This is a genomic window from Pectobacterium carotovorum, assembly GCA_016415585.1.
Classification (GTDB): Bacteria; Pseudomonadota; Gammaproteobacteria; order Enterobacterales; family Enterobacteriaceae; genus Pectobacterium; species Pectobacterium carotovorum_K.
The window spans coordinates 2,932,477-2,943,799 of sequence record CP066552.1 but is presented as its reverse complement, the minus strand read 5'-3'; the positions used below and the strand labels follow the sequence as shown (position 1 = coordinate 2,943,799).

The window sequence follows — 11,323 nt, the reverse complement described above, 5'->3', positions numbered from 1 at the left end:
CAATAGCCCCCTATGAAAACTCAATCTGTTTTTTGGCAACCGGCGCTGCAACGTCCCGGCGACATCGTCGAAGGAACGGCAGATATCATGCAGGCGATTCACATCATCCTGCGGACACCCTGCGGCAGCGACCCACATCGGCCTGACTTTGGTAGCAATCTACATCTGTATCTCGATTATCCGATCGATCGTGCGATCCCGCATGTCGTCAGGGAATCGGTAGAAGCGATCAAACGATGGGAACCTCGCTGCCAGCTACTGGCGGTTAAACCTTCTGTGAATGGGGCTCACCTGACGCTGCACGTTAGCTGGAAAACCGCTAACGGCGCGACACAGACCACGGAGTTGTTATGGCGCTGACAGAACCCAATTTTATTGAACGTGATGCGGCGAAGATTACCGCCGAAATGATCGCGAAATATGAAGCTGATTCGGGGAAAACACTCTATCCGGCGCAGGCCGAACGCCTGCTGATTAACCTCTTTGCCTACCGGGAAACCTTATTACGTAGTGCGGTCCAGGAAGCCGCCAAGCAGAACCTGGTTGCGTTTGCGCGTGCACCGATGCTGGATTATCTGGCAGAACTGGTCGGCGTCTACCGTTTGGCGGCGCAGCCAGCACGTGCAGAACTTCGCTTCACTCCTGAAACGCCGTTAGTCAGCGATCTGCTGATTCCTGCGGGCACTCGCGTTAGCGCGTCAGACAGCGTGATTTTCACCACCGACAGCGATGCGCTGCTGAGAGCGAACGGCAGCGGTGTCACCGTGTTGGCGACCTGTACCGAAAGTGGCGATGTGGGTAATGACTGGCTGCCTGCCCAGATCAGTACGCTGTTGGATGAGATTGGCGACAGCGATTTAAGCGTCATCAATATCACCAAAAGCAGCGGTGGTTCCGCCGAGGAAGATGACGATCGCCTGCGTGAACGTGTTCAACTGGCACCGGAATCGTTCAGTACGGCGGGATCGAAACTGGCGTATCGCTTCCATGCGATGCGGGCACACCAAAACATTGTCGATGTGGCGGTGATGTCACCCGAACCGGGTGAAGTGGTGCTGTATCCGTTGCTCAGCACTGGCCTGCCGGACAGCAGCATACTTTCGCTGGTGGAAAGTTTTTGCTCCGACGAACAGGTGCGCCCACTGACGGATTTTGTCTCCGCCAAATCACCCACGCAGGTGGATTACGCCATCAGCGCTAAATTGACGCTGTTTAACGGCGAACAGGCTGGCGTCGTTCAGGCCGCTGCGGAGAAAGCGGTGCAGGCCTGGGTTGAAACCCGTACCGCTACGCTGGGGCGCGACATTGTCCCAAGCCAAATTATCGCCACGTTATCCATCCCCGGCGTGTATCAGGTGGAGCTCGTTTCACCGTCATTGATGGTGTTGGATGACAGTGAATGGGCGAACTGCACGGGCATCAATGTCAGCGTCGTCGGGGTGTCGAATGGCTGATTCACTACGACTGTTGCCACCGCCGCTGGCGGCTGACACCCGCTTTCGTTCGCTGGCGGAATTGGCCGACCGCGTTGATGACATCGATCTGAATGCCTTGCTGGTTTATCTGATCGACATTGCTGATAGCAGCGCGTTGCCCTGGCTGGCAGAACAGTTCTCGCTGTTTGGCGACGGCTGGGAACTGGCGGAATCGGATGACTCCAAACGTGCGCTGATCAAGGCCGCTATCGATCTGCATCGCAGCAAAGGTACGCCCTGGAGCATTAAAGAGATCATCCGTCGTTTCGGATTCGGCGAGAGCACGCTGATCGAGAATATTGGCCGCCTGAGCTACGACGGCGAAGCCACCTACAACAACCTTTATGTGCACGGCGATAAAGCAGCGTGGGCGGTCTATCGCGTGTTGCTAAAACAACCGATTACCAACGATCAGGCCAGAATGCTGCGCAATGCCATTGGGATGTTTGCCCCGGCACGGTGTCATCTGGCCAGTATCGAATATTGGGAAGTGCCTATCCGCTACAACCGGACGGCGATATACGACAGTAACTACAATCATGGGAGCGCTTAAACATGGCGAATTTGTCAGAGAACCCACAATGGGTTGACGGCATTTACCAAATCGAAACGTCGGATCCGGTCGTGGGTGGACCGGACGGCGTTTCAAACCGACAGGCTAAAGAATTGGCTAATCGTACCCGCTATTTGAAAAAAGAGCAGGAAAAAACGGGCAGCGATCTGGCGACACACGCTGCCGCCGCCGATCCGCATACGCAATATGCGCCGAAGGCGAACCCCACTTTCACCGGCACACCGAAAGCACCAACGCCTGCAACCGATAACAATAGCCAGCAGGTGGCGACAACGGCATTTGTTAAGTCCGTTGTTGCTGCACTCATTAATGGTGCACCTGCGGCATTGGATACATTGCAGGAGTTGGCGAAGGCGATTGGTAACGATCCGAACTTTTCGGCTACGGTGCTGGATGGGCTGGCTAAAAAGTTATCATTGTCAGGTGGTACGCTGACAGGAGAATTGTTGCTATCCACGACTAATGCATTACGCCTAATTTATGGTGACTATGGTGTCATCATGCGTAATGACGGTAACCGTTTTTACCTCTTATTGACGAACAAAGGTGATAAAGCGGGGAACTATAATACGTTGCGCCCATTTGATATTAATCTGGCGACGGGAGATATGACCGTTGGTCATGACCTAAATGTTACTGGATTACTCAACGAAAAAGGTCAGCGTGTTTATAGCCCGAATAATAAACCGACTGCGGCTGACGTGGGATCTTATACTAAAGCTGAGACAGACACTCGCGTTGCGGCTGCCACTACAGCGGCTAATAACGCAGCAACTTCAGCAGCCAATGCGAATACCAATGCTAATGGACGTGTACCGTCTGCGCGTAAAGTCAACGGTAAAGAGTTAACGTCCGATATCGCTCTGAGCGCAGGGGATGTGGGGGCTTATACCAAAGCGGAAACCGATACCGGTGTTGCGACAGCAACTACGGCGGCTAATAACGCAGCAACAGCAGCAACCAGTGCGAACACCAATGCTAATGGACGTGTACCGTCTGCGCGTAAAGTCAACGGTAAAGAGTTAACGGCCGATATCGCTCTGAGCGCAGGGGATGTGGGGGCTTATACCAAAGCGGAAACCGACACCCGTGTTGAGACAGCAACTATGGCGGCTAATAACGCAGCAACAGCAGCAAGCAGTGCGAACACCAACGCCAATGGACGTGTACCTTCAGGACGTAAAGTGAATGGAAAAGCATTAACAGCAGACATTGCGTTAACAGCGACGGATGTTGGGGCATTACCCACAAACGGAATTGCCGTTGCGGCGACGAAGTTAGCGACACCAAGGAAGATTAATGGTGTTGCATTTGACGGTTCGATGGATATTACATTAACTCCCGCAAACCTCGGTTTGGGTGAATTTAATTTGATACCTGTTGCATTGCTGCAATTTTCATCGCATTTAATTCAAAGGTCAAATTTCAAAGCAATTAGTAATGATACCCTTGAAGTAAGTTTCGAAATAAAATCGCATGGACGTTTTGTTGAAATAGATAAAACTCGTTTATTTATTTTGGATGATAACTCAACCATTATACCCGGAAAAGGGACTAGTCGTTTCAATCCTGTTGGGAAATTTATTGTTACGTCAATAGCATTCTCTGTAGGAAATAATAATCTGGCAACTGTTAGAATTTATTATCAAAATCATGGATTGGATATTGGAAGTAGCAAAGTATTTAGGGTGGCCGGATTTGTGTATCGCGAAATCGGCTGCTCATGGATGGGGCATGTAAGTACATCGGGTACATCATATAATTCGTACTATATGACTCTTAATAAACCTGTTTCAGTAAAAAATGCACCTATAGTTTCCTCGGCATATTCATCACATTATGATTTTGACGACTCATTAGATTCGGTCACTATCGGGGCAGATAATCAACCCACGTCAATTAGCGCTGCTATGTTGGGAAAAGATATAGTTTCATTTTCTATCGCAGACACAGATATTGTCTCACCTCGTGATACGGATATGGCAACTATTATCGTTTATGATTTAAAATAAAAATTATTAAATTTTACATTCAATATGCAAAGTGGCCCAATAGGGCCACAATTTATACGAGCTTAGCGATTATATGGTAGTGAATTTTTTTCTTATTCCAAATGCCATTCTCATTAAACCTATCCCATGAAATTAAAAATCCGGTGTTTGTTACATTAGAAACTCGTAGCGTATACGCATTTGGACCATTATACCCCCCGATATCGCTTACAGTGATAAAAATAACCTCATTAATATTAACAGGAAATACAACGTTTTTATTCGACCCCATTACAACTTCTTCGTTGGCGAAAAGTTCTATCATCGTATCTGCGTATTTTCGCCAGTAATATCCCGTTCCTGCCCCCGTTTCAGTGACTTCTTTAAAACCGAGGTTTGCGAGAACAAGATAATAAAAATACAATCAATTATTTCATGAGGTTATGTAATGCTGATTGGCTATGCGCGTGTGTCTACTACCGATCAAAATACGGAATTACAGAAAAAAGCGCTGATTCGCGCAGAATGTGAGCTGATTTTTGAGGATACCGCCAGTGGGAAAAATGCACAGCGGCCTGGGTTAAAAAAGGCGATCAGGCGGTTGCGGCGTGGCGATACGCTGATGGTATGGAAGCTGGACAGGCTAGGGCGCAGCGTGCGTGATTTGATTGAGCTGGTATCTGCATTGCAGGCGAAAGGCATCCATTTTCGCAGCCTGACGGATAGTATTGATACTTCTACCCCCGCGGGTCGTTTCTTCTTTCATGTGATGAGCGCACTGGCTGAGATGGAACGGGAACTGATTGTCGAACGGACACGTGCTGGCCTCGATGCTGCTCGGTTGCAGGGACGCATCGGTGGGCGTAAACGGCTTATGACGCAAAATGTGCTTTGTCGAGCCGGGGCGATGTTAGCGACAGGGGCTACGCGCCTTCAGGTAGCGAATATTATCGGCGTGTCAGAAAAAACCATCTATAAGTACTTTCCCGTGCGGGGTAAGGATGGCGCTCCTGGCGCTGGCTAAAAAGCTGCGCGATAGCAATTTCCTCTGCGCCAGAGTGACCAGAAACTCGGTAAACATGTTATTTTCATTGATAAGTTCTTTACTGTGTCGCCGCAAATGAGAGGCCAACATGGATTACACCAAAATTATCAAAGAAGTGGGGCGCGGGAAAAATCATGCGCGTGATGTCGATCAGGCAACGGCTTATGAACTGTATAGCGCAATGCTGCGTGGTGATGTGCCGGATCTGGAGCTCGGTGGGCTGTTGATTGCGTTTCGCATCAAAGGAGAATCGGAAGCCGAGATGCTGGGTTTTTATCAGGCGATGAACGAGCATGTACTGCGCCTGACGCCGCCTGCGGGCTTTCCTATGCCTATTGTGGTGCCCAGCTATAACGGGGCGCGGAAGCAGGCGAACCTGACGCCGCTGCTGGCGCTGCTGTTGGCAAAACTGGGTTTTCCGGTCGTGGTTCACGGCGTCAGCGACGATCCGACCCGTGTTACCAGCGCCGAGATTTTGCGTAACCTCGGTGTGACGATTGCCGAGAGTGCTGAGCAGGCTCAGCAGGAGCTTGATAGCGGTAGCCCGGTATTTATCCCTGTTTCGACGTTATGTCCGGCTATCGATCGCCAGCTACAGCTGCGCTGGCGTATGGGCGTGCGTAACAGTAGCCACACGCTGGCTAAGGTGGCGACGCCGTTTGGTGAAAGCGACGCGCTGCGCGTCGCCAGTGTTTCCCATCCTGAGTATGTTTCCCGCGTGGGAACGTTTTTTAATGACATCAACGGGCGCGCACTTCTGATGCACGGCACGGAAGGAGAGGTTTACGCCAACCCGCAGCGCTGCCCGGAAATTCATTTCATCCATCAGCAAAATACCAACGTGCTGCAGCTTCGGCAGGATATCAGCGTCGCACCTGATGCGCTGCCGATTGCGAAGGATGCCGTAACCACGGCGCGCTGGACGGTACAGTGCCTGACGGGGGAAATTGCGATACCACAGGCGATCCGTCTGCAACTGGCGTGCTGTTTAGTTGCTGCCGGCGAAGCGGCGACAATGGAACAGGCTGTCGCCACAATTAAAAAACGCCTTGGCTGATTGGTTTGCCGGAGCGGATTTGGACGCGTTTATCGCGCCACTTCACACAGCCAGACGGCTGTCATTTGAAGAGAGAAGGAATAGCATGCAACAGGTAGCGGACTATTTTAACGCATTGAATCGTGACTATCTTGCGGTTCATCAGGCGAAAGAAGAACTGTTTTGGCAACTGTATATGGGCACGGGAAATGATGAAGTGTCTGAGCGTTTCTCCGCCGCAGAGAGTGCCTATAAGCGTTTTATTTCGCAGCCACAGCGTCTGGCCGAGCTGAGAACTCATCTTGCGACATTGGAAAACAGTCCGCGTGATGAGCAACAGCAGACGCTATCGCATGGTTTGCAAGGCTGGTATCGGTTTTTCGACTGCAACGTGATTGAAGATCCGCAGGCGCAGGCGTTGATGGATGAAATTATTGCGGCCGAAAGTGCGTTATACGCCAAGCGTAAATCCTATGAAATGACGCATCTGGATGCCAAAGGGGAACGGGTTCCCGCCTCGCTCGGAGAACTGCTGACCAACCAGACGACCAATAATACCGAAGCCTATCGTCAAAGTTCCCAGCAGGCGCTGCGCGATCTTGAACAGTGGCTGTTGCAGAATGGCTTCCCAGAGCTGATTTCACTGCGTAACCGCTTTGCCCGTCAGATGGGCTACCGCAACTATTTTGACTATAAGGTCAACAAGACGGAGCGGATGACGCCGGAGCAGCTTTTTGCCATCCTCGATCCTTTTGAAGAACAGACGCGTGAGGCGAATGCTCGTAGCCTGAAAAATCTGGCGGATGAAAAGGGTGAAGAGGCTCTGCAACCGTGGAATATTCGCTATGCCAGCGCAGGCGATGTGACGCGCCAGCTCGATCCCTATTTCCCTTTCTCTGCGTCGCTGGAGCGTTGGATCAACAGCTTTAAACGTTTGCGAATAGGGTTTAACGGTGCAGAAATGCAGCTCGATTTGCTGGTGCGAAAAGGTAAGTACGAGAACGGCTTTATGCATGGCCCGGTGCCGCCGTTTGTGCAGGAAGGAAAATGGGTGCCGGCACGGATTAACTTCACCAGTCTGGCAAAGCCGGATCAAATTGGCAGCGGTGCCAGCGGCATTAATACGTTATTTCATGAGGGCGGACACGCCGCGCATTTTGCTAATATCCGACAGAATGCACCCTGTTTTTCACAGGAGTTTCCGCCAACCTCAATGGCTTATGCGGAAACGCAGTCCATGTTCTGCGACAGCCTGCTGGGTGATGCTGACTGGTTAAAACGCTATGCAAAGAATGCACAGGGAGAGACGATTCCTGATGAATTGATCCGCGCGGATATCAGCACGCAGCAGCCGATGCGCGCTTTCAATGAGCGGCACATCCTGCTGGTGCCGTACTTCGAGTGGCAGCTCTATTCGTGGGACGACGAGGCGCGTACGCCGGAAGCGATGACAAAACTGGCACGTGACACCGAACAGCGTATTTTGGGCATTAGCGGTAGCCCGCGCCCGACGTTGGCGATCCCTCATCTTCTGTCCATGGAGTCGGCGTGTTCTTATCAGGGATATCTGCTGGCATTGATGGCGGTTGAGCAGACGCGCAGCTATTTCCTGCAACGTGACGGCTACCTGACGGATAACCCGGCCATCGGCCCTGATTTGGCACAACACTATTGGCATCCGGGCAATAGCGTAAGTCATGACGATACGCTGCGTAGCCTGACCGGTGAGGGCTTCAATCCTGCTTATCTAGCGCAGGCCTGTAATCTAACGGTCGATGAAGCCTGGCAACAGGCGGAAAGCACCATGGCTCAGGCAACGTGTCGTCCTCAGCCTGCTGCGGATTTCGATCTGGGCGCACGTATTCGCGTGGTCGATGGCAGTCGCGTGCTGGCGGATAATGAACAGGGCGATGAGAAGATGTGCCAGGATTTTGCAGCGTTTATTGAACGAGAATATCCGCGTTCGCAGGCATAACGTTCGCTGACATTGCGAGTAAGAGAAAGGGGGCGAAAGCCCCCTTGTTGATCAAGATACGTGTTGCAGGAATTCACGCAGACGATCGCTGGGTGGATTCGTAATCAGCGTTTCCGGGTCGCCATCTTCTGCGATGCGGCCTTTATCAATAAAGATCAGACGCGAAGCTACTTTATGGGCAAAGCCCACTTCGTGAGTGACGATGACCATCGTCATGCCTTCTTCGGCCAGATCTTTCATGACGGTCAGCACTTCATGGCGCAGTTCCGGGTCGAGTGCCGATGTCGGCTCATCAAACAGCATCAGTTTCGGTTTAACTGCTAAAGCGCGGGCGATGGCCACACGCTGCTGTTGACCGCCGGAAAGTTCGGAAGGGTAATGATGCGCGCGTTCTGACAGGCCCACTTTCGCCAGCAATTCCAGCGCCAGCTTCTCGGCATCGGCTTTACTCGCGCCGCGTACCCGAATAGGGCCGAACGCGACGTTTTCCAGCGCGGTAAGATGCGGGAACAGGTAAAACTGCTGGAATACCATCCCGGCTTCCTGACGGATTAAACGCTCGTCAACGCGCGGATCGTTCACTTTAAGGCCGTCAACAACCAATTCACCGCTGGTAATTTCTTCCAGCTTGTTGATGCAGCGTAGCAGCGTGGATTTACCCGAACCCGAAGGCCCGATGATGACCACAACTTCACCCTGACCGATGGTGAGATCGATATTGTGTAAGACCTGTGTCTTGCCAAAGTGTTTGGATACGTTTTTAAATTCAATCATATAATCTTAAGTCTTCTTTCCAGACGACGCAGAATAAAGCTGAGGATCAGCGTGATGCACAGGTAAATAATGGCAACCGCAGTCCAGATTTCCAGCGCACGGAAGTTGCCCGCGATGATTTCCTGGCCTGAACGCGTGAGTTCAGCCACGCCGATAACAATAAACAGTGACGTATCTTTGATGCTGATAATCCACTGGTTACCCAGCGGCGGCAGCATGCGGCGCAGGGCGAGTGGGGCAATCACATGGCGTAACGTCGCGCTGCGAGACAGCCCAAGCGCCAGACCTGCTTCACGGAAGCCGTTATGAATCGACAATACCGAACCACGGGTGATTTCCGCGATGTAAGCACCAGAGTTAATCATGATGGTGACGACGGCGGCGGCAAAAGGGTCGATTCGTACGGATGTGAAAATCATCGGCAAGGCGAAGTAAATAAACATCACCTGCACAACAATCGGGGTGCCGCGAATAATTTCAATAAAAACGAGCGAAATGCGGCTGGAAAACCAGCCGCCGTAGGCGCGGGCAAAACCCGCGACTACGCCAATCACTAGGCCGCCAAGCAGACCCAGAACAGAAATCAACAACGTCATTTTTGCCCCTTCCATCAGGAGGGGCAGAGAAGGCCAAATGGCACTCCAATCAAACTGCATGAAATATCTCCAGATTAAATCGGCAATTACTTAGGTTCTACGCCAAACCACTTCTTGTAGATCTCAGCATAAGTGCCGTTTTCACGCAGTGTTTTCAGAGCGCCATTCACTTTTTCACGCAGCTCGTTGCTGCCTTTCGGGAACGCGATGCCGTATTGCTGAGCTTTAATGGAATCACCTACCGCTTTAAACTGGCCGTTGCCTGCGGTTTTGATGAAGTAGAGGATATTTGGCGTGTCGTGCAGGACGGCATCAGCACGGTTGGTACCCAGTTCCATATAGGCGTTGTCGATGTTCGGGAACTGGCGCAGATCTTTGGTTTTGATATTGGCTTTCGCGTAATCAACGGAACCTGTGCCGCTCTTCACCGCAACCACTTTACCGGCCAAATCCTGCTCGCCTTTAATATCGTTGTTGTCCGCTTTGACCATTACCAGCAGGCCGCTGTTGTAGTAACCGTCAGAGAAATCGATTGCTTTTTTACGCTCTTCAGTAATGGTAATGCCTGCGAGCGCCAGATCAATGTTGCGCGTTTGCAGTGCAGGAATAATGCCGCCGAAGTCCATTGGCTTCAGGGTGTACTTCAGATTGAGCTGTTTAGCGATAGCATCCCAGAGGTCGATGTCAAAACCGACGTACTTGTCGCCTTGTTTGAATTCAAAAGGGACGAAAGCGGTGTCTGTCGCGACAATCAGTTCTTTCTCAGCGGCATAGCTAGATACGCTCATCATCAGCGTCAGTGCAGCCAAAGAGGCCTTAAGTAGTGATTTCATCAAACCCTTCCTATTAGCAGTTGTGGGAGCTTTTTGTTTTACAGGCGTTTTAAGCATAGTACGAAAGTGAAACCTATTTAAGCATGAGGTTAATTATCATGCGTTACACTTAACCTGTTGTTTTTATTTTATTACCTTGCCTGCGATGAAATTTTAATCGCCGATTCGCTCAGGCAAGGTACTGCTATGATTAACTGATTTATAGGAGGGAAACAACCGTTGATTAGCGTTCTGCCCAATTAATGCAGGCGAAAGCTAATTTTTTGAGCGTCTTAACGGATAAAATACGTGGTTTATGCAGGTTATGCCAGAAAAGAGGGCGGTTTGAGTCGGGAGACGGGCAGAAAAAAGGCTGCCTAAGCAGCCTTGAACGCGTTCGCGGGATGATAACGCCGACTATTCGATGTTTGATTCAATGAACCACAGGAACTGATCCAGATCGCGTGATGCGGCGGTCAGAATGTCTGCAGAGGCCTCATCTTCCATTTTACCAATGGCTTTACGTACGTTGTTGGCAACAATCGCATAGCGCTCGGCCAACGCTTTAAGATGATCCTGAACGCTATGGATGGTGGTTGGGTAGCTTTTCAGTGAGGTTTGTTTACCCACGATTTGCACCGTACCCAGCGCAACACCGCCTATCTGCACCACGCGCTCGGCGATAGTATCCTGATGGTCAATAATTGACGTACGGAAGCCATCCAGCATTTCATGAATAGCGATAAAATTTGCACCGCGCATGTTCCAGTGCGCCTGTTTGGTAATCAATGACAGGTCGATGAAATCAACAACCAGTTGGTTTAACAGCGCGATCGTCGAGGTCTTCACGCTATCATCCAAATCATTGCGAGTGTAAAGTAGTGAGGACGGTGCTGATTTCACGAGTTTGGCGGTAGACATAATAGTTATCCTCTCTTTAATTATTCATAGTCTTACTGTTCAATGTGGTTAATTATAGCAGTGATAAAAATTAATATTGAAAAGAATTGCCTATCAAATGAATAGCCCTAGCATAACGATGTTG

The 11,323-nt window shown here is 50.7% G+C and carries 11 protein-coding genes and 2 pseudogenes; 8 read left to right on the top strand and 5 right to left on the bottom strand.

Annotation, left to right across the window (positions count from 1 at the left end):
• The first annotated feature begins 12 nt into the window (after positions 1–12).
• The 5 genes and pseudogenes from JFY74_13045 (at position 13) to JFY74_13025 (ending at position 3,290) form a co-directional block, all read left to right on the top strand.
• Positions 13–360 carry a GPW/gp25 family protein gene (locus JFY74_13045; protein QQG27052.1) on the top strand — a complete coding sequence of 116 codons (348 nt, stop codon included), beginning with the start codon at positions 13–15 and terminating at the stop codon, positions 358–360.
• The gene (locus JFY74_13040) at positions 351–1,454 is read left to right on the top strand and encodes a baseplate J/gp47 family protein (GenBank protein QQG27051.1); all 1,104 of its coding nucleotides are present in this window, start codon (positions 351–353) and stop codon (positions 1,452–1,454) included. Before JFY74_13045 ends, JFY74_13040 begins: the two co-directional genes overlap by 10 nt.
• Positions 1,447–2,028, top strand: a complete 582-nt coding sequence (locus JFY74_13035; protein QQG27050.1) for a phage tail protein I — start codon at positions 1,447–1,449, stop codon at positions 2,026–2,028. The genes JFY74_13040 and JFY74_13035 overlap by 8 nt, the downstream gene beginning before the upstream one ends.
• 2 nt (positions 2,029–2,030) lie before the next feature.
• A pseudogene (locus JFY74_13030) lies at positions 2,031–2,342 on the top strand (phage tail protein).
• A 399-nt stretch (positions 2,343–2,741) separates the two neighbouring features.
• Positions 2,742–3,290 (top strand): annotated as a pseudogene (locus JFY74_13025) (phage tail protein).
• 823 nt (positions 3,291–4,113) lie between these two features.
• Here the strand turns inward: JFY74_13025 and JFY74_13020 are convergent.
• Positions 4,114–4,464, bottom strand: coding sequence for a hypothetical protein (locus JFY74_13020; protein QQG27049.1), 351 nt, complete (start codon positions 4,462–4,464; stop codon positions 4,114–4,116).
• Positions 4,465–4,488: 24 nt separating this feature from the next.
• Here JFY74_13020 and JFY74_13015 point away from each other — a divergent pair, with 24 nt between their 5' ends.
• The 3 genes from JFY74_13015 (at position 4,489) to JFY74_13005 (ending at position 8,096) form a co-directional block, all read left to right on the top strand.
• Positions 4,489–5,064: a recombinase family protein gene (locus tag JFY74_13015; GenBank protein QQG27048.1), complete on the top strand. Its 576-nt coding sequence runs from the start codon at positions 4,489–4,491 to the stop codon at positions 5,062–5,064.
• 109 nt (positions 5,065–5,173) lie between these two features.
• Complete coding sequence (ybiB, locus tag JFY74_13010) at positions 5,174–6,142, top strand: DNA-binding protein YbiB (protein ID QQG27047.1); 969 nt, start codon at positions 5,174–5,176, stop codon at positions 6,140–6,142.
• An 85-nt stretch (positions 6,143–6,227) separates the two neighbouring features.
• Positions 6,228–8,096: a peptidase M3 gene (locus JFY74_13005; protein QQG27046.1), complete on the top strand. Its 1,869-nt coding sequence runs from the start codon at positions 6,228–6,230 to the stop codon at positions 8,094–8,096.
• A gap of 51 nt (positions 8,097–8,147) precedes the next feature.
• Here JFY74_13005 and glnQ read toward each other — a convergent pair whose 3' ends face one another.
• The 4 genes from glnQ to dps all read right to left on the bottom strand — a co-directional run bounded on the left by glnQ (position 8,148) and on the right by dps (position 11,199).
• Complete coding sequence (glnQ, locus tag JFY74_13000) at positions 8,148–8,870, bottom strand: glutamine ABC transporter ATP-binding protein GlnQ (protein QQG27045.1); 723 nt, start codon at positions 8,868–8,870, stop codon at positions 8,148–8,150.
• The gene (glnP, locus tag JFY74_12995; protein ID QQG27044.1) at positions 8,867–9,526 is read right to left on the bottom strand and encodes a glutamine ABC transporter permease GlnP; all 660 of its coding nucleotides are present in this window, start codon (positions 9,524–9,526) and stop codon (positions 8,867–8,869) included. Before glnP ends, glnQ begins: the two co-directional genes overlap by 4 nt.
• Before the next feature lie 26 nt (positions 9,527–9,552).
• A complete protein-coding gene (gene glnH / locus JFY74_12990) occupies positions 9,553–10,299 on the bottom strand; it encodes a glutamine ABC transporter substrate-binding protein GlnH (GenBank protein ID QQG27043.1) in 747 nt (248 codons plus the stop codon).
• 396 nt (positions 10,300–10,695) lie between these two features.
• Complete coding sequence (gene dps / locus JFY74_12985) at positions 10,696–11,199, bottom strand: DNA starvation/stationary phase protection protein Dps (protein QQG27042.1); 504 nt, start codon at positions 11,197–11,199, stop codon at positions 10,696–10,698.
• Between the last annotated feature and the right edge of the window lie 124 nt (positions 11,200–11,323).